Source organism: Pseudomonas sp. R3-52-08, assembly GCF_003851745.1.
Lineage (GTDB): Bacteria > Pseudomonadota > Gammaproteobacteria > Pseudomonadales > Pseudomonadaceae > Aquipseudomonas.
In genome coordinates, this window is sequence record NZ_CP027730.1 from 2896806 (window position 1) to 2923516 (window position 26711).

24 protein-coding genes are annotated in these 26711 nt (G+C 62.3%); 8 read left to right on the forward strand and 16 right to left on the reverse strand.

Going from position 1 to position 26711, the window contains the following annotated elements; all coding sequences use genetic code 11:
• Positions 1–19 precede the first annotated feature (19 nt).
• Complete coding sequence (locus C4J91_RS13220) at positions 20–859, reverse strand: Ku protein (RefSeq protein ID WP_124362743.1); 840 nt, start codon at positions 857–859, stop codon at positions 20–22.
• Between the two features lie 186 nt (positions 860–1045).
• Between C4J91_RS13220 and C4J91_RS13225 the strand changes: the two genes are divergently transcribed.
• Both C4J91_RS13225 and C4J91_RS13230 read left to right on the forward strand, forming a co-directional pair.
• On the forward strand, positions 1046–1372 hold the full coding sequence (locus C4J91_RS13225) for a hypothetical protein (RefSeq protein WP_124362744.1): 327 nt from the start codon (positions 1046–1048) through the stop codon (positions 1370–1372).
• A gap of 11 nt (positions 1373–1383) precedes the next feature.
• Positions 1384–2541, forward strand: coding sequence for a PQQ-dependent sugar dehydrogenase (locus tag C4J91_RS13230; RefSeq protein ID WP_124362745.1), 1158 nt, complete (start codon positions 1384–1386; stop codon positions 2539–2541).
• A 141-nt stretch (positions 2542–2682) separates the two neighbouring features.
• On the opposite strand, the gene C4J91_RS13235 is transcribed toward C4J91_RS13230, so the two are convergent.
• The gene (locus C4J91_RS13235; protein WP_124362746.1) at positions 2683–3162 is read right to left on the reverse strand and encodes a nuclear transport factor 2 family protein; all 480 of its coding nucleotides are present in this window, start codon (positions 3160–3162) and stop codon (positions 2683–2685) included.
• Between the two features lie 42 nt (positions 3163–3204).
• Complete coding sequence (locus C4J91_RS13240) at positions 3205–3768, reverse strand: TetR/AcrR family transcriptional regulator (protein WP_124362747.1); 564 nt, start codon at positions 3766–3768, stop codon at positions 3205–3207.
• Positions 3769–3893: 125 nt separating this feature from the next.
• Here C4J91_RS13240 and pssA point away from each other — a divergent pair, with 125 nt between their 5' ends.
• Entirely contained in the window at positions 3894–5237 is a 1344-nt protein-coding gene (pssA, locus tag C4J91_RS13245; protein ID WP_124362748.1) for a CDP-diacylglycerol--serine O-phosphatidyltransferase, read from the forward strand.
• A 64-nt stretch (positions 5238–5301) separates the two neighbouring features.
• On the opposite strand, the gene efeO (C4J91_RS13250) is transcribed toward pssA, so the two are convergent.
• From efeO (C4J91_RS13250) to efeU, 4 genes are read right to left on the reverse strand one after another with little or no spacing between them, the layout of a single operon-like run.
• Entirely contained in the window at positions 5302–6120 is an 819-nt protein-coding gene (efeO, locus tag C4J91_RS13250; RefSeq protein WP_124362749.1) for an iron uptake system protein EfeO, read from the reverse strand.
• Positions 6121–6146: 26 nt separating this feature from the next.
• Positions 6147–7451: an iron uptake transporter deferrochelatase/peroxidase subunit gene (efeB, locus tag C4J91_RS13255; RefSeq protein ID WP_124362750.1), complete on the reverse strand. Its 1305-nt coding sequence runs from the start codon at positions 7449–7451 to the stop codon at positions 6147–6149.
• 13 nt (positions 7452–7464) lie between these two features.
• Entirely contained in the window at positions 7465–8667 is a 1203-nt protein-coding gene (gene efeO, locus C4J91_RS13260; RefSeq protein ID WP_124362751.1) for an iron uptake system protein EfeO, read from the reverse strand.
• Positions 8668–8677: 10 nt separating this feature from the next.
• On the reverse strand, positions 8678–9523 hold the full coding sequence (efeU, locus tag C4J91_RS13265) for an iron uptake transporter permease EfeU (protein ID WP_124362752.1): 846 nt from the start codon (positions 9521–9523) through the stop codon (positions 8678–8680).
• 168 nt (positions 9524–9691) lie between these two features.
• Between efeU and C4J91_RS13270 the strand changes: the two genes are divergently transcribed.
• On the forward strand, positions 9692–10708 hold the full coding sequence (locus C4J91_RS13270; protein WP_124362753.1) for an AraC family transcriptional regulator: 1017 nt from the start codon (positions 9692–9694) through the stop codon (positions 10706–10708).
• Positions 10709–10939: 231 nt separating this feature from the next.
• Here C4J91_RS13270 and C4J91_RS13280 read toward each other — a convergent pair whose 3' ends face one another.
• The 4 genes from C4J91_RS13280 to C4J91_RS13295 all read right to left on the reverse strand — a co-directional run bounded on the left by C4J91_RS13280 (position 10940) and on the right by C4J91_RS13295 (position 17873).
• Positions 10940–12355: an efflux transporter outer membrane subunit gene (locus C4J91_RS13280; protein ID WP_124362754.1), complete on the reverse strand. Its 1416-nt coding sequence runs from the start codon at positions 12353–12355 to the stop codon at positions 10940–10942.
• Positions 12352–15531: an efflux RND transporter permease subunit gene (locus tag C4J91_RS13285; RefSeq protein WP_124362755.1), complete on the reverse strand. Its 3180-nt coding sequence runs from the start codon at positions 15529–15531 to the stop codon at positions 12352–12354. Before C4J91_RS13285 ends, C4J91_RS13280 begins: the two co-directional genes overlap by 4 nt.
• 15 nt (positions 15532–15546) lie before the next feature.
• On the reverse strand, positions 15547–16788 hold the full coding sequence (mexE, locus tag C4J91_RS13290) for a multidrug efflux RND transporter periplasmic adaptor subunit MexE (RefSeq protein WP_124362756.1): 1242 nt from the start codon (positions 16786–16788) through the stop codon (positions 15547–15549).
• Between the two features lie 209 nt (positions 16789–16997).
• The gene (locus C4J91_RS13295) at positions 16998–17873 is read right to left on the reverse strand and encodes a LysR family transcriptional regulator (protein WP_124362757.1); all 876 of its coding nucleotides are present in this window, start codon (positions 17871–17873) and stop codon (positions 16998–17000) included.
• 140 nt (positions 17874–18013) lie between these two features.
• On the opposite strand from C4J91_RS13295, the gene C4J91_RS13300 reads away from it, so the two are divergent.
• Complete coding sequence (locus tag C4J91_RS13300) at positions 18014–18898, forward strand: NmrA/HSCARG family protein (RefSeq protein WP_124362758.1); 885 nt, start codon at positions 18014–18016, stop codon at positions 18896–18898.
• On the opposite strand, the gene C4J91_RS13305 is transcribed toward C4J91_RS13300, so the two are convergent.
• Genes C4J91_RS13305 through C4J91_RS13320 form a run of 4 tightly spaced genes read right to left on the reverse strand, consistent with a single transcriptional unit; the run spans position 18895 to position 23516 of the window.
• Complete coding sequence (locus C4J91_RS13305) at positions 18895–19365, reverse strand: response regulator (protein ID WP_124362759.1); 471 nt, start codon at positions 19363–19365, stop codon at positions 18895–18897. The genes C4J91_RS13300 and C4J91_RS13305 overlap by 4 nt on opposite strands.
• Positions 19362–21677 (reverse strand): ATP-binding protein, encoded by a 2316-nt coding sequence (locus C4J91_RS13310; protein ID WP_124362760.1) that lies wholly within the window; start codon positions 21675–21677, stop codon positions 19362–19364. The genes C4J91_RS13305 and C4J91_RS13310 overlap by 4 nt, the downstream gene beginning before the upstream one ends.
• 10 nt (positions 21678–21687) lie before the next feature.
• Entirely contained in the window at positions 21688–22341 is a 654-nt protein-coding gene (locus C4J91_RS13315; protein WP_124362761.1) for a response regulator transcription factor, read from the reverse strand.
• Positions 22338–23516 (reverse strand): sensor histidine kinase, encoded by a 1179-nt coding sequence (locus tag C4J91_RS13320; protein WP_124362762.1) that lies wholly within the window; start codon positions 23514–23516, stop codon positions 22338–22340. Before C4J91_RS13320 ends, C4J91_RS13315 begins: the two co-directional genes overlap by 4 nt.
• A 165-nt stretch (positions 23517–23681) precedes the next feature.
• Between C4J91_RS13320 and C4J91_RS13325 the strand changes: the two genes are divergently transcribed.
• The 3 genes from C4J91_RS13325 (at position 23682) to C4J91_RS13335 (ending at position 26103) form a co-directional block, all read left to right on the forward strand.
• Positions 23682–24200 (forward strand): SgcJ/EcaC family oxidoreductase, encoded by a 519-nt coding sequence (locus tag C4J91_RS13325; RefSeq protein ID WP_124362763.1) that lies wholly within the window; start codon positions 23682–23684, stop codon positions 24198–24200.
• A gap of 267 nt (positions 24201–24467) precedes the next feature.
• On the forward strand, positions 24468–24785 hold the full coding sequence (locus C4J91_RS13330; RefSeq protein ID WP_124362764.1) for a helix-turn-helix domain-containing protein: 318 nt from the start codon (positions 24468–24470) through the stop codon (positions 24783–24785).
• Complete coding sequence (locus tag C4J91_RS13335; protein WP_124362765.1) at positions 24778–26103, forward strand: type II toxin-antitoxin system HipA family toxin; 1326 nt, start codon at positions 24778–24780, stop codon at positions 26101–26103. The genes C4J91_RS13330 and C4J91_RS13335 overlap by 8 nt, the downstream gene beginning before the upstream one ends.
• Here C4J91_RS13335 and C4J91_RS13340 read toward each other — a convergent pair.
• Positions 26059–26619 (reverse strand): TetR/AcrR family transcriptional regulator, encoded by a 561-nt coding sequence (locus C4J91_RS13340; RefSeq protein ID WP_124362766.1) that lies wholly within the window; start codon positions 26617–26619, stop codon positions 26059–26061. The genes C4J91_RS13335 and C4J91_RS13340 overlap by 45 nt on opposite strands.
• Positions 26620–26711 lie beyond the last annotated feature (92 nt).

Below are 26711 nucleotides of genomic sequence, written 5' to 3' on the forward strand. Positions count from 1 at the left end.
TCTCCAGCCAATGGCAGGCTCAAGAGGCCTTTTTGTTGGATTTCTTCGCAGCGGGTTTTTTCGCCGCAGGTTTGCCCGCCAAGCTGCGCTTGAGCAGTTCCGTCAGGTCGATCACATCGGCCGATTTGCGCTCTTCGCTGCCTTCGGTCGATTCCACGTCTTCGATCTTGCCGGCCTTGGCCTTTTTCTCCACCAGCGCCATGATTTTTTCCTGGAAACTGTCGCGGTATTCCTCGGGTTGCCAGTCGGCGCTCATGTCTTCCACCAGGCGCTTGGCCATGTCCAACTCGCCCTTGGCCAGGGTGGGTTTGGTCACATCGCTGCCAAGTTCCAGCTCATCCAGGCTGCGCACCTCGGCGGGCCAGCGCAGCATGACCAGCACCAGGGCCGACTCCAGCGGCATCAATGCGGCAAGATGCTGCTTGGTATGCAACACCACATTGGCCAGGGCGACCTTGCCGGTTTTCTTCAGGGTTTCGCGCAGTAGCGCGTAGACCTTGCCGCCGCGTTTATCCGGGGCCAGGAAGTAGGGCGTGTCGATGTTTTGCAGGGGGATCTGGTCGCTGGCGACAAAGGCGATGATTTCGATGGTTTGGGTCGATTTGGGGTGGGCTGAGCGGATCTCATCTTCGCTGAGCACCACGTAGCGGCCTTTTTCGTAAGCTACGCCCTTGACGATATTTTCCTTGGTGATTTCCTTGCCCGTGGCCTTGTTGATGCGCTTGTAGCCCACCGGGTCCATGCTGCGTTTGTCCAGCCAGTCAAAATCGACGCCTTGGGCAGACGTCGCCGACACCAGCGACACCGGGATGTGAACCAAACCGAAACTGATGGCGCCTTTCCAGATTGCCCGGGGCATAAGTGCATCTCCTACAAAGATAAGTCTGTGTTCTGGTGACTCGTGGGCCTGGGCAAAAGTTTCGGCGAGCGGATGCTCGGACAGATCGTGTTACACCTGATGAGCAACTATTTAATGTCGCCAGACGAACCCCTGGGGTAGCGTGTTATCGAAAGCACGTACTCCTCGGCATAGAGAGGCATCGTCATGAACCGTTATGTGCGTCATCTTGCAGCGCTGGTTGCAGTACTGGCCTCGGCCCTGGCCCTGGCTCCACTGACCCAGGCGCAGAACCTGCCGGGTCGTTACGACTCCAACAACAGCCCTATTCACCGGGCCAACCCCAACAGCATGCAGGGCACCCAGCCCAATACCCCGGCCGTTCGCGGTATCCAGACCGCGCCGACCCAACCTCGGCCCACCTTGGAAAACGGCGGGATCGGCAACAGTTATCCCAAGCGTGACGCCGCGCCCAGTCGCCCGAATACCGAAACCAAAGCTCCCACCTATGATGCCAACGGCAATCGCCGGTAAGGATCCGTCTTATGTTTCTACGCAAAACCCTGCTAGCCGCTCTTTGCGCAACCACGCTGCTGCCAATGGCTGCGGTTCAAGCCGCCGATGCCCAACAGTTTCCCAGTGAACAAGGCAGCATCACTGCGACGCCGGTCGCCAAGGGCCTGAATCGCCCCTGGGCGGTGGCATTCCTGCCGGACAGGCAAGGTTTCCTGGTGACCGAGCTTCCCGGCCAGCTGCGCTTTGTCAGCCCGGACGGCAAGCTGTCCGCGCCGTTGACCGGCGTGCCCCAGGTGTGGGCCAAGGGGCAGGGCGGTTTGCTCGACGTGGTGCTGTCGCCCGACTTCAAGCAAGACCGCATGGTCTACCTGTCGTACGCCGAAGGGGGCGGCCAGGATGGCAAGGCCGGGACCGCCGTGGGGCGAGGGCGCCTGGCCGATGACTTGAGCGGCTTGAAGGACTTCACGGTAATCCTGCGCCAGGAGCCCAAGCTGTCCACCGGCAACCACTTCGGCTCGCGCCTGGCGTTTGACCGTGACGGCTACCTGTTCGTGACCCTGGGCGAAAACAATGTGCGGCCCACCGCCCAGGACCTGGACAAGCTGCAAGGTAAAGTCGTACGCATTTATCCGGATGGTCGCGTACCCGACGACAATCCTTTTGTTGCCCAGCCTGGGGTACGCCCCGAGATCTGGTCCTACGGCCAACGCAACCCACAGGGCCTGGCGTTGAACCCCTGGAGCGGGACGATCTGGGAAAACGAACATGGGCCACGGGGCGGTGATGAAATCAACATCATCGAACGCGGCAAGAACTACGGCTGGCCGCTGGCGACGCACGGCATCAACTATTCCCTCACGCCGATCCCCGAGGCCAAGGGCAAGACCGCCGAAGGCACCGTGGCACCGCACCATGTGTGGGAGAAATCACCAGCGATCAGTGGCATGGCGTTCTACGACGCCGACCGTTTCAAGGCCTGGCAGCACAACCTGTTTATCGGCGCGCTGGCCAGCAAAGAGCTGATCCGGCTGCAGTTCGATGGCGACAAGGTCGTCCATGAAGAACGTCTGCTGGGTGATTTGAATGCGCGGATTCGCGATGTGCGGCAGGGGCCGGATGGCTATCTGTATGTGCTCACGGATGAGGATGATGGGGTGCTGTATCGAGTTGGGCTGAATCAGGACTGAGTAACAGCCGCGCGGATCGTTCCCACGCTCCCGCGTGGGAATGCAGCCCCTGACGCTCCGCGTCACCTGTGTGTATTAGGGACGCGGAGCGTCCCGGGAGGCATTCCCACGCGGAGCGTGGGAACGATCGGCTTGCTGCACCTACAGGCCCAACTCCGACAACCCCGGATGATCATCCGGACGCCGCCCCAGCGGCCAGTGGAACTTGCGTTCACTTTCCTTGATCGGCAAATCGTTGATGCAGGCAAAGCGATTGGTCATCAGGCCGTTTTCGTCAAACTCCCAGTTTTCATTACCGTACGAACGAAACCAGTTACCGGAGTCATCGTGCCACTCATAGGCATAGCGCACGGCGATGCGGTTGCCGGTGAAGGCCCATAGCTCTTTGATCAGTCGGTAATCCAGCTCTTTGGCCCATTTGCGCGTGAGGAAGCCCTTGGCCTCTTCGCGGTTATGGGCGAACTCGGCGCGGTTGCGCCACTGGGTGTCCAACGTGTAAGCCAGCGACACCCGTTGCGGGTCGCGTGAGTTCCAGCCGTCTTCGGCCAGGCGCACTTTTTCAATCGCTGACTCGCGGGTAAAGGGCGGTAGTGGTGGGCGGACTTCTGGGTTAGAGGACATGGAACGGCTCCTGAAAAGTTATGAAAGTGCATCGACAGTAGTTCAAAGCCCCAATAGGGTCCGCGCCATCGCTTGCGCAGTATCGGCAGCCGTTGAATCGCCCATCACCAGGGCAACGGTAATGGCGCCATCGATCAGGATCAGCAGCTGCGCGGCCTGCCGCTCCGGGTCGGGGGTGCCATGGGCTTGACACAGTTCAAGCGCGTACTCGAACAGTTTCTGTTTGTGAGCCTTGGCCAGCAGGCGTACCGGGGCTTGCGCGTTGCCGGTTTCGCCACTGGTATTGATAAAGGCGCAGCCGCGAAAATCCGCCGAGTCGAACCAGCTTTTCAGCGCGCTGAACAGCGCCAGCAGGCGCTCGCCGCTGTCTTCATGGCGCTCGACTTGCGTGCGCAGCCAGCGCATCCAGCGTTCGTCGCGGCGCTGCAGGGCGGCAATCACCAGCTCATCCTTGTTGCTGAAGTAGCGATAAATGCTTTTTCTCGAGACGCCGGCGGTTTTCACCAGCAAGTCCATGCCGGTGGCGGCGATGCCGTGGCGATAAATCAACTTCTCGGTGACGTCGAGAATAATGTCGCGGGTTTCATTAAGAGTCATATCGTTCATGCCTCAGACAGTAGAACGATCGTTCTTCTTGGTCAATGGATATTTTTCCCTGTGCGCCGACGAGACCTGAGCACCCCCATGGTGTAAGCTTTGGGCCTCTTCGGATTCGACCCATTGCGAGCCTTATGCCGTCGTTCTTCAAACGCTCCCTGTTGCCTAAACTGCGCGGTTTCCCGCTGTCCACCGATGCCATCGAGGTGTTGCCCAGCGCCGATGCCTATCGGCGCTGCCTGCTGGAGAAAATCCCCCAGGCCACCCGGCGCATCTACATCGTTGCGTTGTACTTGCAGCAGGATGAGGCGGGGCAGGAGATCTACGACGCATTGCACGCCGCCAAAGCCGCACGGCCGGCGTTGGACATCGTCGTGGTGGTCGACTGGCTGCGCGCCCAGCGTGGCCTGATCGGCGCCGGCAAGCAGCCGGGCAATAGCGCCTGGTACCAAGCCATGACCCAGGGTCACGCCAGTGAAGTGCCGGTGTACGGCGTGCCGGTGCAAACCCGCGAGCTGTTCGGCGTGCTGCACCTCAAGGGTTTTGTGATCGACGACACGGTGCTGTACAGCGGCGCCAGCCTGAACAACGTGTACTTGCACAAATTCGACAAGTACCGCTTCGACCGTTATCACCTGATCCACAGCCAGGCGCTGGCCGACTCCATGCAGCACCTGGTGGAACATGGCCTGGTCGCGTCCAAGGCGGTGCATCGCCTCGACCTGCCCAACCCGCCCACCACCCGCAGTCTGCGCAACGACATCGGTGACCTGCGCAGCCGCCTCAAGCATGCGGCGTATGACACCAGCGCCGGGCAGTTGCCCAATGGGCACTTGCAGGTCAGCCCGTTACTCGGTGTCGGCAAAAACAACCCGCTCAGCCGGGTGATCCTCGAGCTGATCGCCAGCGCCCAGCAGCAACTGACTATCTGCACGCCGTACTTCAACCTGCCGCTGCCGGTGACGCGCGAGATCAACCGGGCCCTGGCGCGCGGGGTGAAGATCGACATCATCGTCGGCGACAAGACCGCCAACGACTTCTACATTCCGCCCAGCGAACCCTTCAAGGTGATCGCGGCGTTGCCGTATCTGTATGAAATCAGCCTGCGTCGCTTTGCCAAGCGCCATCAGCCGATGATCGACAGCGGCCAGTTGAACCTGCACCTGTGGCACGACGGTGACAACAGTTACCACCTTAAAGGCTTGTGGGTCGACCAGCGCTACACCTTGCTGACTGGCAATAACCTCAACCCCAGGGCGTTCCGGCTCGACCTGGAAAACGCCTTGCTGATCGACGACCCCCAGGGCCAGTGGTTGGCGCCGCGTGCGCAGGAGCTTGCGCATATTTTCCAACACACCACGCGCATCGCCGGCTACCAACAACTGCAGACGCTGGTGGATTACCCGGTGGCGGTGGGCAAGTTCCTGCGCCGGGTCAGCCGGGTGCGCATCGAGCGGTTGCTCTACCGGATTCTGTAAAAACACCTGGCAAAAAAACACCCAGGCTCCGAACGGGGCCTGGGTGTTTTTTTTGCGCGGGGGCTTAGTTCAGGCCCAATTTACCGCGCAGCATCGACAGGTCTTCAGCCAAGGTATTGACCGGACCCACCAAGGCCTTGCGGTCGTTATCCTTGACCTTGTCGTAGGTCTGAAAACCGCCGTCCGGGGTCTTGTACTTGGCCAGGATCTTGTCCACGGTGGCGAAGTTCTTGTCGACCTTGGCCAGGAATACCTTGTCTTGTTTCTCGATCTGGCCACGGAACAGGTCAACGATCTTCTTCGCGCCGTCGATGTTGCCCTGGAAGTCGTACAGGTCGGTATGGCTGTAGCGGTCTTCTTCGCCGGAAATCTTGGTGGCGGCAACTTCTTCGAGCAACGCCGCGGCGCCGCCGACAACTTTTTCCGGTGGGAAGGTCAGGCCGTCTACCCGGGTTTTCAGGTCCAGCACGTCGCTGTTGAGCTTGTCGGCGAGGGCGTCGAGACCCTGGGTGGTGTTTTCGGCGAACAGGCTGTATTCGATGCGGTGAAAGCCGGTGAAGTCTTCGGCCTTCACGCCTTTTTCGTGATCGTCGACCCGTGAGTCGATGGAGGCGTCGAGGTCACTGAATAGCTCGGCGATCGGCTCGATGGATTCATAATGCACGCGGGTCGGCGCATAGAGTTTCCGGGCGGTGGCCAGGTCGCCTTTTTTCACGGCGTCGGTGAAGGCCTGGGTTTGGGTGACCAATTCACCGATTTCCTCGGTGACATAAATTTTGTAGTCCGACACCGGACCGACCAGGTCCAGCGGCGCCGTGGCGGCAAAGGCGGACAGTGGCGAAAGGGTCATCAGCAACGACAACGCGAGGGTCGACTTCTTCATGGGACGGTATCCGCTCTGAGTGTGTTTTAGGTAACGGCAGTGGTTCGAGGGTGCGTTGCTGCAAGCAGTGTGCGCCCGATGAAATCGTCGGGCCCCGTGACCCCCGGCAAGGTGAAGAAATAGCCGCCGCCGACGGGCTTGAGGTATTCCTCTAAGGGCTCGCCGTTGAGCCGGGTTTGCACGCTGATAAAGCCTTTCTCCAGATCAGCCTGGTAACAGATGAACAACAGCCCCATGTCCAGCTGACCGTTTTTATTGACGCCGTTGGAGTAGTTGAACGGCCGCCGCAGGATCAGGTTGGCTTGGGTCTGCGGAGTGCGCGGGTTGGCCAGGCGGATGTGGGCATCGAGCTTGGTCAGCTTGCCTTCCGGGTCCTTGCTGTAGTCCGGGACCTGGGATTCATTTTGGCCATCCATCGGCGCGCCGGTGGGCTTGATGCGGCCGATGATGCTTTCCTGTTCCTGCAGTGGGGTGCGGTCCCAGCGCTCGACGAAGTTACGGATGATGCGCACGGCCTGGTAGCTGCCGTTGGCCGCCCAGGCCGGTTCGTCACTGCCTGGCTGCACCCACACGATCTGGTCCATGGCCTTGGCGTCGTTGGAATTGGGGTTGGCTGAACCATCGCGAAAGCCCAGGAAGTTACGCGCACTCTGCGCCGGCTCGCCGGGTTTGGCCGGCGCCTGGGGCGGTACGCTGCCTTCCTGTTTCCAGCGCACCAGCAGCAGGTCGGGCAGGTTCTTTACGATGTCGCGCAGGGCGTGGATGTTGGTGTCCGGGGTGTTGGAGCTGAACTGCAGGCTCAGGTCGCCGTGGCACTGCGAAGGTTCCAGCGCATCGTTGGGGAAGCCGACCATGCGCGTCAGGCGCTTGGGCTTGGCCGCGCCGAGGCCGAAGCGTTCATCGAACAACGACTCACCGACCGAGACCGTGATGGTCAGGTTATCCGGTGTCACCACCGGGCCGAGGATGCCGGAGTCGGTGGGCGGCAGTTTCGGGTCGACTTGCGGCACGGTGCCGCCGGTCATCAGGAAGGCGATGCGCTCGTTCAAGGTGCGGAACAGGCGCTCCAGGTCTTCACGGTCGCTGGCCAATACGTCGAACGCCACGAGCATGCCGCAGGCGGGACGCGGGGTGACGATGCCGCTCTGGTGCTTGCCGAAGAACGCGTGGTGGTCCTGGGTCTTGTCACTGCGGGGCGCGGTGGTGACTTGCTCGGCGGCCGCCGCCATGGCCGGACAGGTCAGGGTGCTACCGGCAATCGCCGCGCCGGTGGCGGCCATGCCCAGCAGGACACGGCGGCGTTGGAGGTCAAATTGTGCTGAATCACTCATGTATGCGTTCGTCTCACTGCAGGCCGGAAAGGCCAAGGGCGGGGTCGATTCCATCGAGTGCGGCGGCCAGGGCCTTGGCCTTGTCGGCGATCTGCTTGCGCTGATCGGCGTTCACGCTGTCATAGGTGGCGTAGCCGTTGTCGACCTTGAAGCCTTGGAGTTCGGCATCAAAGGCGGCAAGGGCGCTGTCGACGTTGGGGAGCAGCTCGGCGGCGGACTTGGCCAACAGCGGCCGCATCAGCGCGACGACCTTGTGGGCGACCTCCAGGTTGGCGGCAAAACCGTTGAGGTCGATGTGGCTGTAGCGTTCCTCTTCACCGCTGGTGGCGCGTACATCCGCCAGGCTATTGAGGTTGCGCACCACAATGCTCACCAGTTGCTCCGGTGGCAGGGATTGGGCCAGCAGTTGCTGCTTGAGGGTGCTGACGTCGTTGGCCAACCGTTGCGCGACGGGCGCCAGGCCGTCGAGGCTGCGCTGCTGAAACAGGCTGTATTCCAGGCGATGGAAGCCACTGAAGGCCGGGTCCTGTTCGCGCTTTTCAAAATAATCGGCGCGGGCGTTGATCGCGTTGTCCAGCTCGGCCAGGCGTTGCGATGCCGGCGCCAACCGTTGGTAGGCTTCGCGGGCCGGTACATACAGGGCTTGGGCCTGGGCGAGGTCGCCGGCATCGATCGCGTGTTGCAACGCGGTGACCGCCTTCACCAGTGCAGTGCCCTGGCCGCTCAGGTAAACGCGGAACTCCGACAGCGGCCCGATAAACGCCACCATCGACGGCTTGGCCTTGGCCTGGGCCTCGGATTGCTCAGTCGGCGTGACATGCAAGGTGCCGCGGGGATTGCTCAGCAGACCGCAGGTGATCGCGTAGTCGCCGGGCTGCAGATTGGCATTGATCACCTGGCTCAGGCCGGGGGCAATATTTTCCCGCTCTTCGACGACCAGGACGCCATCGAGGATTTCCCATTCCACCGCGCGGTCGGAGCGGTTGATGATGCGAAAACTCGCACGCCCGGCGGGCACCGTCAGGGCGTTGGGCTCGCAAGCGTGGCCGTGGATGGTCACCGCGATCTCATTCTGGTTGGCCTGGCGCTTGCTGGCAGCCAACTGCGCGGCGTAATAGAACAGGCCACCGGCGGCGATCATCACGACCACCGAGCCGGCCACGGCCCAGCGCAGCGCGCGGGACGACGGAGCCGGTTGAGGGGTTGGGTTGGACAAGAGACGGTCCTTACTGGCTGGAGACGGAAGAAGTGGAGGTGACAGGCTTGGCCGAAGGCGAGGGCAGGAAGAACATCACCAGCGCCACCACCAGGTAAATCAGATAGGCGCCGAGGGTGCTGACGGTCGGCGCTTCCTGATAACCGAACAAACCGGCAAGCACTGAGCCCAGCGGGCTGTCCATGGGCAGCGCGGCGCTGAAATCGAACAGCACGGTCTGCAGGTGATTCCACACGCCCGCTTCGTGCAAGGCTTGCACCGAGTTGGCGAGAATGCCGGCGGCCACCACGAGGATGAACAGGCCTGTCCAGCGGAAAAACGCACCGAGGTTCAGGCGCATGCTGCCGGTGTAGATCAGGAAACCGACGATGATCGCCAGGATCAGGCCGAGCAGGGCGCCGACAGGTGCACCCGGGCCCTCGCTCTGCTGGAACACGGCGAGCAAGAAGAACACCGTTTCCAGCCCTTCGCGGGCCACGGCGAAGAACACCATGGCGATCAGCGCGAAGACTTGGTGTTGGGAGCCGGCCAATGCGTGGTCCAAGGACGCATGCAGCGAATGTTTGATTGAGCGCGCCACCTTGCGCATCCAGAACACCATGGAACTGAGAATGCCCACCGCGACCAGTCCGACGATGCCTTCGAACAATTCCTGCTGTTTCTGCGGGAATTCGGCACTGACCAGTTCCAGCCCGCCGCCCACCAGCAACGCCAGCGCAGCCGCGAGAAATACGCCGATCCACACAGCGGGCATCCACTGGCCGCGCCCGGTCTGTTGCAGGTAGCTGGCGATGATGCCGACGATCAACGCCGCTTCAATGCCTTCGCGCAGCATGATTAAAAAAGGAACGAGCATCGGGCACCAGGGCGTAACTAGATAGGAGGCTAAGTTGTAACATAATGATACTCATTGCCAAACAAGAAATATTGACCTTTGCTGAACGTGGGCTGAACGGTGGTGGCGAAGCGCAACCGCCCTTATCATGCAGGCCACCCGAACCGCAGCCGGATTGCCCAACAGCCCATGTCGGAAAAAGACACCATCTCCATCCACCTCGTGCGCGAAGCCCTGCTGCAGAGCTGTGCGCCGGGCGCGGCCACCGTCGAGGCGTTAAGCAAAGTCGGGATTGACCCGGTGCTGCTGGAACAGCCCGGCGCACGGGTGGCCGCCACCGCCTATGCGCGCTTGTGGCGTTTGCTCGCACGGCGTAGTGATGACGAGTTTTTTGGCATGGACCCGCGCAAGCTTAAAACCGGCAGCCTGGCGTTCCTGTGTCGTGCCGCTATGGCACAACCGAGCCTGGTGGCCGGCCTGGAAACCGGCCTGGATTTTCTTTCACTGATGTTTGAGCGCTTGCCTGCCCAGTTGGTGCGCCAACAAAGCCTGGCGGAAATCGTGTTGCTCGAACCGGAGCCCGAGCCCAAGCGCGCGTTCACCTATTTCACTTACTGGATGATCGTCCACGGCGTCGCCTGCTGGCTGGCGGGGCGGCGCATCCCGATTCTGGCCATCGAATTGCGCTGCGCACGGCCGGACTTTTGTGATGATTACCAAGTGATGTTTTCCGACAACTTGCGCTTTGATCGGCCACGCACCCGCATGATCTTTTCCGCCGAGTGCCTGGACCTGCCGATCAAACGAACCCCACAGGAATTGCAGCGTTTCCTCAGCCACGCGCCGGCCAATATCCTGGTCAAATACCGCGACCCGCAAAGCCTTGCCAGCCGCATCAAGCATGACCTGCGCCACATGCCCCCACACACCTGGCCGGAGACCGACGGCCTTGCCGCCACCCTGTGCATCTCCGCGTCCACCCTGCGCCGCCGCCTGGCAGAGGAAGGCCAGACCTACCAGGGCCTCAAGGACAGCGTACGCAAGGAACTGGCGATTGTGTGGCTGGCTGAGCCGCAGATCAGCTTCGCCCAGATTGCCGAGCGATTGGGGTTTGCCGATACGAGTTCGTTTTATAAGGCGTTTCGTAAGTGGAGCGGGTCGAATCCGGGGCATTATCGGAGTTTGATTCTTAACGACGCAACGTAGAACAATGATCGTTCCCACGCTCTGCGTGGGAATGCCACCCGGGACGCTCCGCGTCCGCTTTCAGCGAAAACTCAGGCACTTGCGCAATGGTGACGCGGAGCGTCACGGGATGCATTGCCACGCGGAGCGTGGGAACGATCAGGACGCTCCAAGCAAAAAAAAGCCCCGCGACCGAATCGATCGCAGGGCTAAAAATTGGCTGGATGCGACCAACCAAAGGAGCTCTTTACATCACTTGGCGGTAGCGACCACCGTGTCCGGCTGCCAGCCACCTCCCAGCGCCTTGTAGATCGCAACGATGCCGCGATACAGATCCACTTCGGCCTGGGCCTGGGAGTCTTCGGCGGCCAGGCGTTCGCGTTGGGCGTCGAGCAGGACCAGGAAGTCCACGGTGCCTTCGCGGTAGCGGATCGCGGCCAGGTCGGCGGCGGCGCGGCTGGATTCGCTTTGGCGGATCAGTGAGACCAGGCGTTGCTGACGCTTGCCGTAGTCACTGAAGGCGTTTTCAGATTCTTCCAGGGCCAACAGCACTTGCTGTTCGTAGTTCGCCAGGGCGCCATCGGCTTCGGCGTCCGCGCCGCGCAAGCGGGCGCGTACGCTGCCCAGGTCGAAGGCGGCCCAGGTGATGCTCGGGCCAAGGGCCCAGGCATTGGCGGCGGACGAGCCGATCTGCGAGCCGCGCCCGGCGGTGAAGCCGAGGAAGCCGCTGAGGCTGACCCGTGGGAACAGGTCGGCCTTGGCCACGCCGATGCGTGCGGTGGCGGCGGCCAGTTTGCGCTCGGCGCTGAGGATGTCCGGGCGCCGTTGCAGCAGTTGCCCCGGGTCGCCGATCGGCAGCGCCTTGGCAATCGCTGGCAGGTCTTTCGGGCTCAGGTCCACGCTCAGTTTGTCGGGGCGCTGGCCGAGGAGGGTGGCGATGCGGTTACGCTCGCGCACTTGCTCGGCCTGCAGTTGCGGCACGCTGGCTTCCACCGACGCAAGGCGCGCATCGGCGCGTTCCACGTCGAGTTGGTCGCCCACGCCGGCATCGCGCAGGCTGACGGTGATGCCGCGGGAGTCCTGCTGGTTTTTCAGGTTGTCCAGGGCAATGCGTTCACGCAGTTGCGCGCCACGCAGTTGACCGTAGGCATCCACCAGTTCAGCGATCATGGTGACTTGCAGCTGGTACAAGTCAGCCTCAGCGGCCTGCTGGTCGGCGTCGGTGGCTTCCAGGTTGCGCTGGATGCGACCGAACAGGTCCAGTTCCCAGGCCATGTCCAGGCCGAGGTCGTAGCGCTCGGTCTTGACGCGGCGGGTAGTCTGGCCGGGAATCTGGCCCTTGCCCTGGTCACTGCTGACGCGGCTGGTGATGGTCGGCATGGCGTCGTTGCTGGCGTCATCGCGGATCGCACGGGACGCACGCAGACGGGCAAAGGCGACGCGCAGGTCGCGGTTGCCCTGCAGCGACTGGGTGACCAACTGGTTGAGGGTCGGGTCCTCGAACTGCTGCCACCAGATGCCTTCGAACCTGGCATGGTCATATTGCTTGGCATCGGCGGCGGCCGTGATGTTGGCCGCTTCCGGGGTCTGGGCTTTGTAGTCCGGGCCCACGGCACAGGCGCTCAGCGCCAGTACCAGCAAGCTCGGCAGGAATACTTTCACGCTCATTGCTGTGTCTCCAGCTTCAAGGCCTTGGCCGCTTTGCGTGCTTCGCTGCGCTCCACATAGCGACGGATCAGTACGTAGAACACCGGCGTCAGCAACAGACCGAAGAAGGTCACCCCGATCATCCCGGAGAACACCGCCACGCCCATGGCATGCCGCATCTCGGCACCGGCACCGCTGGACAACACCAGTGGCACCACACCCATGATGAAGGCGAACGAGGTCATCAGGATCGGCCGCAGACGCAAGCGGCAGGCTTCCAGTACCGCAGCGAGCGGGTCGAGGCCTTCCTGCTGTTTATCCTTGGCGAACTCGACGATCAGGATCGCGTTCTTGCAGGCCAGGCCCACCAGTACGATCAGGCCGATCTGGGTGAAGATGTTGTTGTCGCCGCCGGAGATGATCACCCCGGTGATGGCCGACAGCAGCGTCATCGGTACGATCAGGATCACCGCCAATGGCAGGCTCCAGCTTTCGTACTGGGCGGCCAGTACCAGGAACGCCAGCAGCACGCAGAGCGGGAACACAAACAGCGCGGTGTTGCCCGAGAGGATTTGCTGATAGGTCAGGTCGGTCCACTCGTAGGTCATGCCGTTGGGCAGTTCATCCTTGAGCAGTTTTTCAATCGCGGCCTGGGCCTGGCCGGAGCTGTAGCCCGGTGCGGCGTTGCCGTTGATTTCAGCGGTGATAAAGCCGTTGTAGTGCATCACGCGGTCCGGCCCCGAGGTGTCGCTGACCTTGATGAAGGTCGCCAGCGGGATCATCTCGCCTTTGTTGTTACGCACTTTCAGCTGGCCGATCTGGTCGGAGTCCTGGCGGAACTGTTGCTCGGCCTGCACGTTGACCTGATAGGTACGCCCGAAGCGGTTGAAGTCGTTGGCATACAACGAACCCAGGTAGACCTGCAGCGTGTCGAAAATGTCGCTGATTGCCACGCCGTGGGTCTTGGCCTTTTCACGGTCGATGGCTGCATCGACCTGCGGCACGTTGACCGTGTAGCTGGTGAACAGGCCGAACAGCTCAGGCACGCCGTGGCTTTTGGTGATGACGTTCTGCACTTCTTTATACAGCTCGTCATAGCCGAGGTTGCCACGGTCTTCGATCTGCAGGCGGAACCCGCCGATCGTGCCCAGGCCTTGTACCGGTGGCGGCGGGAAGATCGCCATATAGGCTTCTTCGATACTGGCGTACTGGCCGTTCAGCGCACCGGCAATCGCACCCGCCGACATGCTCGCGTCTTTACGCTCGTCGAACGGTTTCAAGGTCACGAACACGATGCCGCTGTTCGGGCTGTTGGTGAAACCGTTGATCGAAAGGCCGGGGAACGCAATCGCGCTTTCCACGCCAGGTTGCTTCAGGGCGATGTCCGACATGCGCTTCATCACGCTTTCGGTACGGTCCAGGCTCGCGGCGTCGGGCAGTTGGGCGAAGGCCACCAGGTATTGCTTGTCCTGGGCCGGTACGAAACCGGTCGGCGTGTGGGCAAACCCGAAGAATGTCAGCACCATCAGGCCGGCGTACACGAACAGGGCGATACCCGTGCCGCGAATCACCCGGCGCACGGTACCGACGTAGCCATGGCTGGCCTTTTCGAAAAAGCGGTTGAAGGGACGGAACAGCCAGCCGCCGAAGATCTTGTCGAGGAACCTGGAGAAACGATCCTTCGGTGCGTCGTGGGCGCGCAGCAACACGGCCGCCAGGGCAGGGGACAGCGTCAGCGAGTTGAATGCCGAGATCACCGTCGAGATGGCAATGGTCAAGGCAAACTGTTTGTAGAACTGCCCGGTCAAGCCACTGATAAAGGCGGCCGGAATGAACACCGCACACAGCACCAGCGCCGTGGCGACGATCGGGCCGGTCACTTCACGCATGGCTTTTTCGGTGGCCGGGAATGGCTCCAGGCCCAGTTCGATATTACGTTCGACGTTCTCCACCACCACGATGGCGTCGTCGACCACGATGCCGATGGCCAGTACCAAACCGAACAACGACAAGGCATTGAGCGAGAACCCGAACAGGTGCATCACCGCAAACGTACCGATCAACGACACCGGCACCGCCACCAATGGAATGATCGAGGCGCGCCAGGTCTGCAGGAACAGGATCACCACCAGCACCACGAGGATCAGCGCTTCAAACAGGGTGTGCACCACCGCTTCGATGGAGCCGCGTACAAAGATCGTCGGGTCATAGGCGATGCGGTAATCCATGCCGGCCGGGAAGCCTTTTTTCAGCTCGGCCATCTTGGCGCGCACATCGTTGGAAATATCGATGGCGTTGGAGCCCGGACGCTGGAAAATCGGAATCGCGACGGCAGGCTGGTTATCGATCAACGAGCGCAGCGCGTATTGGCTGGAGCCCAGCTCGACCCGGGCGATGTCCTTCAGACGGGTGATCTCACCGTTGGCGCCGGCGCGAATCACAATGTTCTCGAACTCCTCCTCGGTGACCAGGCGGCCCTGGGTATTGACCGACAACTGGAAGCTGGTGTCACTCGGCGCCGGCTGGGCGCCCAGGGCACCGGCGGCCACTTGGCGGTTCTGTTCGCGGATCGCGTTGACCACATCGGTTGCGGTCAGGTTGCGCGAAGCGGTCTTGTTCGGGTCCAGCCAGACGCGCAGCGAGTAGTCGCCCATGCCGAACAACTGCACGTCGCCGACGCCGCCCAGGCGGGCCAGCTCATCCTTGATATTGAGGATCGCGTAGTTGGACAGGTACAGCATGTCGTAGCGCTGATCCGGGGAGGTCAAGTGCACCACCATGGTCAGGTCGGGAGAGGCCTTGTCCACGGTGATACCGATGCGCGTTACTTCCTCAGGCAGTTTTGGCTGAGTCCGCGTCACCCGGTTTTGCACCTGCACCTGCGCGTTGTCCAGGTCGGTGCCCAGGGCGAAGGTGATGGTCAGGGTCAGCTTGCCGTCGGCGGTCGATTGCGAGGACATGTACAACATGTTCTCGACACCGGTAATGGCTTGCTCCAGCGGAGCCGCCACGGTTTCGCCGATGACTTTAGGGTTGGCGCCGGGGAAGTTGGCGCGTACCACCACGGTCGGCGGCACCACTTCCGGGTACTCACTGATGGGCAGTTGGAACAGCGAGATGGCACCGGCGATCAGGATCAACAGCGACAGCACCGCTGCGAAGATCGGCCGCGAAATGAAGAACTTGGAAAAATTCATCTTGAGTCGTATCCCTTAACCGCGTGGAGTCGCGCTGCTGGCGAGCTTGGGCGCGGGTTTTTCCGGCGCCACTTGCTCCAGGTTGCTGGCTTCAAGCGCTTGTCGTTGTTGGGCCAAGGCGGCGAGGGTTTCCTGGCTGGCCATCGGAATGGTTTCCGGTGCGACCGGCGAACCTGGGCGTGCGCGCTGCAGGCCCTTGACGATAATGGTGTCGTCCTTGTTCAAGCCGCTGCGCACGATGCGCAGGCCTTCGATCTTCGGCCCCAGTTCCACCGCGCGATAGGCGGGCTTGTCGCCTTCCATCACCAGCACGAACTTCTTGCCCAGGTCGGTGCCCACGGCTTCGTCGTTGATCAGCACGGCGGAGTAGGTGCCGCTGCCCACCAGCTTCAAGCGCGCATACAGGCCAGGGGTGTATTCGCCCTTGCTGTTATCGAACACCGCGCGCCCACGGATGGTGCCGGTAGCCGGGTTGACCTGATTGTCGACGAAATTCATCTGGCCCAGGTGCGGGTTGCCGGTTTCATTCGACAGGCCCAGGTACACCGGGGTGGTTGCGCCGCGACGGCCTTGGCGGGCCAGCTCGGTGTACTTGAGGAATACACGCTCATCGGCGTCGAAGTAGGCGTAGACCTTGTCGGTGGAGACCACGCTGGTCAGCGCGGTGGTGTCGGCGGTCACCAGGTTGCCGGCGGTGATCTCGGCGCGGCTGACGCGGCCGCTGATCGGCGACGTGACGCGGGTAAAGCTCAGGTTCAACTTGGCCAGGTCCAACTGCGCCTGAATCCCGGCAACAGCGGCGCGGGCTTCCTGGGCGGCGGTGGTGCGCGAGTCGGCCAGTTCGGCGGAGATCGCATTGCTCTGGCGCAGGCGGTCACCGCGTTGCGCTTCGTTATCGCTGCGGGTAGCGGCGGCTTTCGTTTGCGCCAACTGGGCTTCGAGGCGGCGTACCTCGGCCTGGAACGGACGTGGATCGATCTGGAACAGCAGGTCGCCTTTCTTGACCAAAGCGCCTTCGGTGAAAGCGACTTGGTCAATCTGGCCCGACACGCGTGGACGAATCTGTACGGTTTCCGGTGCTTCCAGGCGCCCGGTGAATTCATCCCACTCGTTGACCGGCTGCTCGAGTACCTTGGCCACGCTGACTTTCGCCGCTGGCATGGCGGCCGCTTGGTCCGGGGTCTTGCCGCATGCGCTCATCACCACCACGGCCAGGATCGCCAGGGGGAAGCGCAAATGTTTGAGTGACTGTTCCATGAGGTGCATCCGCCAATGTATTGAGATGGGCGGATCATGCGCGGGGAGACGGTATGTCACGAATCGAATGAAGCAAAGGTAACTATCATTCGGAATGATATAAGCGCGGGATCAGCCCTCTAGCATGGGGGTTTCGTTAGGGTGCTATCAATGCCCTTGATGGCAACAGTCTATTGCGCAGGCTGCAAGAGACTCACGCGAGAGCGCCGTTATCCCTTCAACACTAACGACATGCCCGGATAGTGGGCGCAGATGAACTCAACAAACGCGCGAACCTTCGGCGCCGCAAGGCGCCTGGATGTATGCAGCACCCACAGCGCGGGTTCCATTCCGTGCACCGTACCCCACTGGACCAACTCACCACGGGCAAGCTGGCTCCCGGCAATGGACTGTGGAATCAGGGCGGCGCCTGCACCGGCAACAGCCGCATCCCGCACCATCAATAACGAAGAGAACCGTAGCTTGGGCTTAGGCTCCAGCACCAGCTCCCCGCCATCGAGATGCCAGTGGGTGGGCTCGAAATTCGACGTCACGATAGCGGCAACGGGCCGGACCGCGCCGGGCAGCGGCTTGAGCACCGCCGGCGCCGCCACCACGATCAGTCGGTCTTTGGCGAAGCAGCGGCCAACCAGGCTGCTGTCCGGGCTGGGGTTGATGCGGATGGCAACGTCAAAGCGTTCCTCTACAAGGTCAACCAGGCGATCCTCGGCGACGACTTCGATCTCCACTTCAGGGTAGGCGGCGCAGAACTCGGCGCCAATGCGCCCCATCGCAAGCTGGGAAAACAGCACCGGGGCAGCCACGCGCAAGCGTCCGCGCGGTGTTGAGATGCCCTCACGAGCCGCCGTCAAGGCTTCGATCACCTCGCCCAGCGGACCTTCCGTGCGCGTCATCAGCACTTCACCGGCTTCGGTGAGTTTCAAGCCGCGTGCGCTGCGCTCGATCAGCCTGACGCCCAGTTGCTCCTCCAGGTCAGCGATGCGGCGCGACAAGGTCGCCTTGGCTATACCGCTCGCACGGCTGGCCTTTCCGAGCCCTTCATTGGTGGCGACGAGGGCAAAATCGATCAGCGCGTTCAGGTTCATGGTGTTCCACTTTTGAAACGAAGTGTCTGTATTTTGGCGTCTGTGCTCCGCCTGCGCAACAGCATATCGTTGAACACATCGCAGCGAGCGTTGCGGATTTCACTCACTAACTTATCTAAACCCACTGCAGGAGTTTCACCATGAGCATTCTGGTTATTGGCGCCACCGGCACGATTGGTTCACTCGTCACCCAAGGCCTTGCCGAGGCGGGCGCCGAGGTCAAGGCCCTGGTTCGCCAGGCGGGCAAGCGTGATTTCCCCAAAGGCGTCACCGAGGTTGTTGCGGACCTTACCGATGTCGTCACCCTGCGCGCCGCGCTGTCGTCGGTGCGCACGCTGTTCCTGCTCAATGCCGTGACGCCCGACGAGGTCACCCAAGCCCTCATCACCTTGAACCTCGCGCGTGAGGCGGGGATCGAGCGCATCGTTTACCTGTCGGTGATTCATGCCGACACCTTCACCCAAGTGCCGCATTTCACCGGCAAGCACACGGTTGAGCGCATGCTCGAAAGCCTCGACATGCCCGCGACGATCCTGCGCCCCGCTTACTTTATGCAAAACGACCTCATGGTCCGGCAGACCATTCAGGACTACGCGGTGTACCCGATGCCCATTGGCTCGGCCGGGGTTTCAATGATCGATACGCGCGACATCGCCGATGTGGCCGTGGCAGAACTGTTGCGACGCGATAAAGCACCTTCCGCGCTTGCGCGCGTAACCCTGGAATTGGTCGGGCCAACCGCCCTGACGGGTGCCTCCGTGGCGAAGATCTGGAGTGCCGCCTTGGGCCGCGAGATCGCCTACGGCGGTGACGATGTGGTGGCCTTCGAAGGGCAACTGGCTGCCTACGGCCCCGCTTGGTTGGCGTACGACATGCGCCTGATGATGGCCGCTATCCAGACGTTCGGGATGCACGCCGCCGAAGGTACCGTGGAGCGGTTGGAGGCGATCATCGGGCATCCGTTGCGTGCCTATGAGGACTTTGTGCGTGAAGCGACGGCCGGCTTCGTCAGCCAACCGCACTAGCAGCGCCGTATCGCCGTCGAACCGCAACGCTGCAGCAATTCAATCTGATCCGCCGGCACCAGCGTACGCAGGGTCTTGTACAGCACCCGGGTTTCCAGCAGGTTCCACACCCGCAGCATGGTCTCCAATGCGTCGAGGGGTTTGCTGATGAAATCCCGGGCGCCCAGGGCCAGGGCGCGCAGGCGCGTGTCGCGGGTTGCGTCGGCGGTGAGTACCAGGATCGGCAGGTATTCGCCTTGAGGGATGCGCCGGTTGAGTTGTTCCAGCACGGCAAAGCCGTCGAACTCCGGCATGTGCAGGTCGAGGATCACCAGGTCCGGCTCGAAGCTGTTGAACAACTCCAGGGTGCGCAGCGGCTGGGTGCTGCTCAGCACGTTGGTCAGCCCCTCGCGCGCCAGCAGTTGCTCCACCAGGTCGAGGTTCGGGCGTTGGTCGTCGATGATCAGGATACGCAGGTCGAGGTTCACGCAGGCTCCGGAAAAGCTTGGTCGAGGTGGGCAAGAAACCCAGGCACGTTGATCGGTTTGTTCAATACGGCGGTGGCGCCGGCCTGCAGCAACGCCTGGCGGGTCAGGTCGCTGGCGTCGGCGGTGATCATCAGCACCGGTGTGTCGCGGCTGATCGGTGACTGGCGCAAGCGTTGCAGCACCTTCAAGCCGTCGATGTCGGGCAGCGACATATCCAGCAGGATCAGCTGTGGCGCATGCTGCGCGGCGAGGTCCAGCCCCAACTGGCCTTGCATGCTCGACAGCAGGCGAATGCCGGGCCGGCGTTGCAGCAGGGTTTCGATCAACGCCAGGCTGGAGAGGTTGTGTTCGATGCACAACACCTTGCCTTGGAACGTGCTGGCGACGGGGGCAGGGCGCTTCAATTCGGGCTCGATGCCGGGCGTGGCGCCATTGTGGGCGTGGGCCAAGCGCACGAAGGGCAGTTCCAGGGTGAAGCGCGAACCGATGCCGGGCTGGCTCTGCACCTTGAGTTGGCCGTCCATGTTTTCCAGCAGGCTTTTACTCAGCGCCAGGCCCAGGCCGCTGCCTTCCACATTCGGGTCGGCCCCCAGGCGTTCGAACGGCTTGAACAGTTGCCCGATGTGATCGGCGGCGATGCCGTTGCCGGTATCGCACACCGACACGCTGATCCGCTGCCCGTGGATGCCGATCTCAAGGCTCACCTGACCCTCGCGGCGGTTGTATTTGATCGCATTGGACAGCAGGTTCAGCAGCACCTGGGTCAGGCGTTGGCGATCGGCGACGATGCCGGTATCCGCCGCCAGTGCCGGCAGCGGCTGAAGCTGCGCGCCCGCGTCGGCGGCCATCGGCGACACCAGGGTCAACGCCTCTTGCAGGGCACTCGCCAGGGGGATCGGCGCGATGTTCAACGCCAGGCTGCCGGCCTCGATCTTGGCGATGTCCAACACTTCGTTGATCAGCGTAAGCAGATGCTGGCCGGCGCGCAGAATGTGCCCGACATTGGCCTGTTGCGTCTTGGGCACGTCCATGTCCAACAACTGTGCGAAGCCCAGGATCGAGTTGAGCGGGGTGCGCAGCTCATGGCTCATGCGCGAGAGGAATTCACTTTTGGCACGGCTGGCGCGTTCGGCTTCCTCGCGGGCGGTGCGCAGGGCGATCTCCGCCGCACGGCGGTCGGTAATGTCGCGGGTAATCTTGGAGAACCCGCGCAGCGCCCCGGTGGCGTCGTGTTGCGCGGTGATCACCACGCTGGCCCAGAACCGTGTGCCATCCTTGCGGCAGCGCCAGCCTTCTTCGGTGTAATCGCCGTTGCGGGTGGCTTCGCGCAATGCCAGGTCGGGGTGCTGCGGGCATTCCTCGGGCAGGTAGAACAGTGAAAAATGCTGACCGATGATCTCCTGTTCGGTATAGCCCTTGATCCGCTGCGCGCCGTTGTTCCAACTGGTGACATGGCCCGCTGTGTCGAGGGCGAAGATCCCGTAGTCCTTGACCCCGTCGATGATCAGCCGCAGGCGCTCTTCGTTGTCGCGCAATGCGCGTTCGCGTTCGGCCAACAATAACCCAGCCTCCACCAGGCGGGTGCCCAACTGGCCGATTTCGTCTTTTTCCGGGGGCTGTGGCAGCAGCGGCGAGCCCTGGGCCAGGCGCTGGGCATTGCGCTGCACATTCTGCACCCTGGCCACGATGCCCTTGGACAGAAACAACACCGCCACAATCGCCCCGAACAGCCCGCAGATCGCCGCCAGCCAGGTGGACAGCAACAGTCTTTGGCGGGTATCGGATGCCGCAGCGCTACGCTCGGCCAGCAGCGAGTCTTCAAGGGTGAGCATGGTGCTGATGTGTTGGCGCAGGGCATCGAGGATGTGTTTGTTGCTGATCAGGATGGCGCTGATGGCTTGCGGTGTGGCCTTGCTGTCCTTGAGCATTTGCTCCAGCCCGTCGACCTTGGCCTCGATCAGCGGTTTGATCGCGCTGAGCTGCTCGCGCACGCGTTGATCGCGCACATTGCGGTCGAGCCGGCGCAGGGCTGACTCGATCTGCGGCTTGGCGTTCAGGTAGGTGGGCAGGAAGTCTTCGCGGTGGGTGAGCAGGTAACCGCGCACGCTGGCGGCGGCTTCGGCGAGCAGGGTATGCACGGCCTGGATATCGCCTTGCACGCGCAACACGCGGCGCACATCTTCTTCGGCGCGGGCGGTCTGGCGCTCCGTGGTGTAGATCAGCACCAGGGACAGCAACAGCACCACCAGGGGCAGCGAAATGACCACCAGCGCTTTGCCGCGTAACGGCAGGTCGGCCCAATATTTTTTCATCGGCGTCGCTTCATGGTGGCGTCACCAGGCCCAGGGCGATGCCCCGCACGGCGGCCTGGGTGCGGTCGGCCGCGCCGAGTTTGCCGATCACCCGCTCCACATGGGCCTTGGCCGTGCCGGTGGTGATGCCCAGCTGTTCGCCGATGGCCCGGTTACTCATGCCGGTGGCGACCAGGCCGAGCACCTGGCGCTCCCGTGGGGTCAGTGGCTCGCCGGGAGCGGCACCGCTGGCCTGGCGTTCGGTCATGCGCCGCAGCAGCCGGGCGCTGACCGCCGTGTTAAGCGCTTCGCCGCCGGCGGCCACCTGTTGCAACGCCTGAATCACCTCGGCGCGGCTGGCATCTTTGAGCAGGTAGCCCACTGCACCGGCTTGCATGGCCGCCTCGAGGTACTCGGGGCTGTCGTCCATGGTGAATATCACCACCTTCACCTCCGGCAGGCGTTGTTGCAGCAAGCGGGCGGCGCCCAAACCGTTGAGGCCGGGCATGCGGATGTCGAGGATGACGATGTCTGGCAGCAGTTGCTCACACAGCTCCACCGCTTGCAGGCCATCGCTGGCTTGACCGACCACCTCGAACTGCGGGTGGCCCGCCAGCAGGGAGACGAAGCCGGTGCGCGTGACTTCATGATCGTCCGCCAGCACCAGGCGCAAGACGTGGGTCATTGAGGGACTCCGTTCCAGTGGGCTGGCACGCGAGCGTGCAGTCGGGTACCGCCGTCGGTGGCGCTGGCGCAGGTGAAGCTGCCGCCCAGCAGGCTGGCGCGCTCCTGCATGGTGGCGAGGCCCAGGTGCTGGGCGTCATCGAGTGACGGCTCCGACGTGAAGCCCTTGCCATTGTCATCAACCCGCAGCGACGCGTGACCGTCACGCAGCGCCAGAGTCAATTGCACCTGGCTGGCGCGCGCATGCTTGAGCACATTGTTGATGGCTTCCTGGCCGATCCGGAACAGGGCGATCTCCACTTGGCTGGGTAAGCGCGTGTCACAGTGCGCCTGCCAGAGCACGTTGATGCCGGCGTCACGCAGGCGGTCGGCTTCTTTATCGAGGGCTTTGAACAGACCGAAATCATCCAGCACCGTGGGGCGCAGGCCCGCGATCAGTTGCCGACCCTCGCCGACCGAGTGTTGGGCCAGGGTCAGTATCGCCTGCAGGTCGGCGGCCAATGCGTCCGGCAGCGGCGGGCAACGCCCGGCGAAGCCTTGCAGCCGTTGGTGCAGACCCGCGAGGGTTTGCGCCAGGCCATCGTGCAGGTCGTAGGCCACACGCTTGCGTTCATCCTCCTGGGCGCGAAGCAAGCGGTTGACCAGGTCGGACAGGGTTTTGTCGCGCGTCTTGAGGGTGCTCAGCAGCCGCTCGTTTTCAAGGTGGGCAGCCAGCAAGGTGGCGAGCAGTTGCAGCGATTCGCTGTCCTCATGCTCCGGCGTGCGCAGGCTGACGCTATTGCCCAGCACCAGTACGCCAATGGCAGGGCCGTCGCCGGCGCGCAACGGCACTTGCAACACACTGGGCAAGTCCTCTGATGGCCGTTCCTGCCAACACGGCGTGCGCAGGCTGCGGTCGGCGAGGTCGGCGAGGCTGCTCAATCGCGCCGGGTTGCCATGGCGGGCGCTGGTGTGTGCGATGCCGTCGGCGTCCCACTCCTGCAGCAGCCCGTGGTCCATCGCCAGAAACCCACAGGCCCGCGCGAGTACGCGTTCGCGCATGGCGTCGGGGGCCAGTTCGCGCAATTGCTGCCCGGTATCCACCAACAGGCGCAGGCGCGCCGTACGACTTTCCGACTGGCGGAAATGCGCGCGCATGGCCAAGGCGCTGGCGGGGTCATGGGGGTTGTCATGCACGGATAATGCTCCAGTGGACGGCGGGCGCGAGGGGGATGTATTAAACATCGTTGAACACCTTGGCGCTATCTGCCAAATGGCATAGGTAAACACCTCCGGTTGGCCGATGGCGGGCGCCGGGGAGGAGGGCAAAGTGGGCTCAACGACGACCACTGGAGTAACGCCATGACATTCAAGATCGCGCCGCTTGCCCTGATATTTGCCCTGAGCGCACCGATTGTTCACGCTGCCGAGACAGCCCCCTATGTCTACCGTGAGGTGGCCCAGGCGCCGGCCAATGTGAAAGACCGCGAGATTGCCGGGCTGTTCGACCGCTGGAACAGCGCCTTGCAGACCGGCAACGTTAAATCGGTAGTGGACCTCTACGCACCGGGCGCCGTGTTGCAGCCGACCGTGTCGAACCAGGTGCGCACCACGCCGGAGCAGATCACCGACTACTTCGACCACTTCCTGATGCTCAAGCCGGTGGGCCAGATCAACTACCGCGAGATCCGCCAACTGGGCAGCAACGTCGCCATGGACAGCGGCGTGTACACCTTCACCCTGACCGAATCGGACGGCAAGGTACGCCAGGTGCAGGCACGCTATACCTTTGTCTATGAGCAGGTGGGCGGGCAGTGGAAAATTCTTAACCATCACTCTTCGGCGATGCCGGAGGTGCAGGCCAAACACGCCGGGAAGTAACCGCTGGAACAAAAATGCCCATGCCTGTGCCGGTGTGGGCTTTTTTTTGCGGTCAGCCCCGTTGAAGGGCTGGGGGGGACAGGGCTGTACTGCACAATGGCGTTTTCTTGCGCCCATTCTGTACTCTATAAATCCAATAAGACGTGGATTATCGCATAATTTAAGCCATTAATATCCAATATACTGGATTTACCAAGCTTGTTAGTCACTGTGGTTAACTCTATAGTCACGGGGGTTAACTGGCAGAGCATGGGCTGGGTACACACTATGTTGGATTTAAGCTTCAGCAAGCCGAGCGAGGTCGTCAAGCGCCTCTGCGATCGCTTGCGCACAGAGCGCCTGGCGCTGGACATGACACAAGCTGACCTGGCCGGACGTGCCGGCATCGGCACCAACACCGTGTCCAACCTTGAAGCCGGGCGCAATGTCGGGTTCGAGAACGTGGTCCGGGTGGCGATGGCCCTTGGCCGAACCAAGGAACTCGAAGGCCTGTTCCTGCCGAAGCTGGACAGCATCGAGGATATTCGACGCTACGAAAACAGCGCCAATCGTCTGCGTACCAAGAGGAAGCCCGGCAATGCTTGAGCAGGTGAATGTCTTCTACGAGGGCTGGGGCGAGCGGTGGCAATGGGGCACGCTGGTCTCCACGACCGCCTTGACCGGTCGCCCATTGATCCTGTTCGAGTACAGCCATCAAGCCAGGCAAAGGGGCTTGGAACTGTCCTCCTATACGCTGCCGTTGGAGGGGGCTCAACTGCGCCGAGACTTTCCAGACCACCAGCTGTACTTGCCAGGTCCTGTTTACGACGCGTTGCCGGACGGGTGGGGCATGATGCTGATGGACCGACTGTTCAGGCGCCGCGGGCTCAGTACGGCGCGAATCGGCCCACTGGAACGGCTGGCCTACGTCGGTAGCAGCGCGATGGGCGCCATGACGTTCGAGCCCGTGGTACCCGAAGGGCTGGAATCCACTGCCCACATTTCGCTGGAGCAGCTTGCCAGCGAAGTGCACGAAGTGCTCCATGGCGATGGAGGAGAGTTCCTGCAGACGTTGCTGTTGGTGGGCGGCTCGCCTCAAGGCGCCAGGCCCAAGGCCCTCGTTTATCGCGATCCGGAAACGGGAAGGTTCACCACCGCTGTCACGCCGGACTTTGAAGCATGGTTGATCAAGTTCCCGGCCAAAGAAGAACAGGCCGAGGTGTGCGCCATCGAAATGGTGTATGCCCAATGCCTGCGCCTGTGCGGTATCGAGACCGCTGACACGCAGTATTTCAGTCTGCCCGGTGGCTTGGCAGCGTTTGCCTGCAAGCGATTTGACCGCCGGGACGGCGAGCGCATACCCATGCAAAGCCTTGCGGCCTTTACGGGGGCCAATTACCGGTCTCCTGGGGTGTTGGACTATGTCAACTTCGTGCGGGCAACGCAGATGTGTACCAACGACGTGCGAGAAATGGCGGTGGCGTTCGAGCGTGCCGTCTTCAATGTAGCGTTCAACAACAGAGACGATCATCCCAAGAATTTTGCCTATGTCATGTCCAAAGGCGGTCAGTGGAGACTGTCTCCGGCTTACGACGTAACCTTCTGCGAGGGGCCAGGCGGCTACCACCAGATGGACGTGATGGGAGAAGCCCTGTCGATTTCTCGCGCGCACATGCTCAGGCTTGCCGAGGAAGCCGAGCTGCCCCCGGAGATTGCAGGCCGAGTGATTGACGGCATTTGTGAGGTAGCGAGCCGGTTTGCAAGCATCGCCGAAGACCTGTACCCACAGGCGATTACCCGAGACACCTTGCGCATGATCCAAGGCCGCATCGATCAGAACGTAGCCCTGCTACAACCCGATCAAAAGGGGACGCTCAGCTCAGGATCGAAGCCGCCACGGAGAAAGAGCCCGTTCAAAAAGTGAAACGGCTCGGTGCAGGAAACGGTTGAAGCGCGCGGCATCACGGCGCAGCCCTGCCTGTTGGCCGCCAATCAGGCACAGATGGGCCATCTGGCCCATCACTTCGGCTTCGCCGGGCCCGTGCACCACGCTGCGGCAAGTGCGTATGGCGAAGTCCAGGCGCCTTGCGTCCACGCGTTGCTGGAACTCGCCCACCAACGGGTCGTGCAGCGACCAGGCGCGGATCGAAATTTCACGCCCGGGTTGTTTCTCAGCGGCAATACTCAAGTAGCGTTTCAAGGTTTCGCCCGCGCCACGACCCTGCGCGGCATAAGCGAGCATGCGCTCCGTGTAGTCTTCCTCCCAGGCGGCCAGCAAGGCGCGGACAAAATCTTCGCGATTGCGGAAATGGTGGTAGAAGGATCCACGGGTCACATTCAGTCGGCGCGACAGACTCTCGGCCGACACGCCAGGATGCCCCACTTGATCGAGCGCCTCAAAACCCGCCGCGATCCAATGGTGCCGCGTTAGTGTGCTCACCCGTTATTCACTCCCTATTTAGCGCCATACAGGCTGTGTATGGTGCGCAAACGATGGATAGGCTACGAACACCCGCATAGATGGCCGCTGCG

Excerpts from the sequence above, each read along its gene's own strand:
- mexE (WP_124362756.1), bottom strand. The coding sequence starts at position 16,788 with ATGGAACAGTCACTCAAACATTTGCGCTTCCCCCTGGCGATCCTGGCC.
- efeU (WP_124362752.1), bottom strand. The coding sequence starts at position 9,523 with ATGCTCGTTCCTTTTTTAATCATGCTGCGCGAAGGCATTGAAGCGGCG.
- C4J91_RS13280 (WP_124362754.1), bottom strand. The coding sequence starts at position 12,355 with ATGAGCGTGAAAGTATTCCTGCCGAGCTTGCTGGTACTGGCGCTGAGC.
- C4J91_RS13220 (WP_124362743.1), bottom strand. The coding sequence starts at position 859 with ATGCCCCGGGCAATCTGGAAAGGCGCCATCAGTTTCGGTTTGGTTCAC.
- C4J91_RS13295 (WP_124362757.1), bottom strand. The coding sequence starts at position 17,873 with ATGAACCTGAACGCGCTGATCGATTTTGCCCTCGTCGCCACCAATGAA.
- C4J91_RS13335 (WP_124362765.1), top strand. The coding sequence starts at position 24,778 with ATGCTTGAGCAGGTGAATGTCTTCTACGAGGGCTGGGGCGAGCGGTGG.
- C4J91_RS13285 (WP_124362755.1), bottom strand. The coding sequence starts at position 15,531 with ATGAATTTTTCCAAGTTCTTCATTTCGCGGCCGATCTTCGCAGCGGTG.
- C4J91_RS13315 (WP_124362761.1), bottom strand. The coding sequence starts at position 22,341 with ATGACCCACGTCTTGCGCCTGGTGCTGGCGGACGATCATGAAGTCACG.
- efeB (WP_124362750.1), bottom strand. The coding sequence starts at position 7,451 with ATGAGTGATTCAGCACAATTTGACCTCCAACGCCGCCGTGTCCTGCTG.
- C4J91_RS13310 (WP_124362760.1), bottom strand. The coding sequence starts at position 21,677 with ATGAAAAAATATTGGGCCGACCTGCCGTTACGCGGCAAAGCGCTGGTG.
- efeO (WP_124362749.1), bottom strand. The coding sequence starts at position 6,120 with ATGAAGAAGTCGACCCTCGCGTTGTCGTTGCTGATGACCCTTTCGCCA.
- C4J91_RS13330 (WP_124362764.1), top strand. The coding sequence starts at position 24,468 with ATGTTGGATTTAAGCTTCAGCAAGCCGAGCGAGGTCGTCAAGCGCCTC.
- C4J91_RS13325 (WP_124362763.1), top strand. The coding sequence starts at position 23,682 with ATGACATTCAAGATCGCGCCGCTTGCCCTGATATTTGCCCTGAGCGCA.
- C4J91_RS13225 (WP_124362744.1), top strand. The coding sequence starts at position 1,046 with ATGAACCGTTATGTGCGTCATCTTGCAGCGCTGGTTGCAGTACTGGCC.
- C4J91_RS13300 (WP_124362758.1), top strand. The coding sequence starts at position 18,014 with ATGAGCATTCTGGTTATTGGCGCCACCGGCACGATTGGTTCACTCGTC.
- C4J91_RS13235 (WP_124362746.1), bottom strand. The coding sequence starts at position 3,162 with ATGTCCTCTAACCCAGAAGTCCGCCCACCACTACCGCCCTTTACCCGC.
- pssA (WP_124362748.1), top strand. The coding sequence starts at position 3,894 with ATGCCGTCGTTCTTCAAACGCTCCCTGTTGCCTAAACTGCGCGGTTTC.
- C4J91_RS13270 (WP_124362753.1), top strand. The coding sequence starts at position 9,692 with ATGTCGGAAAAAGACACCATCTCCATCCACCTCGTGCGCGAAGCCCTG.
- C4J91_RS13240 (WP_124362747.1), bottom strand. The coding sequence starts at position 3,768 with ATGAACGATATGACTCTTAATGAAACCCGCGACATTATTCTCGACGTC.
- C4J91_RS13230 (WP_124362745.1), top strand. The coding sequence starts at position 1,384 with ATGTTTCTACGCAAAACCCTGCTAGCCGCTCTTTGCGCAACCACGCTG.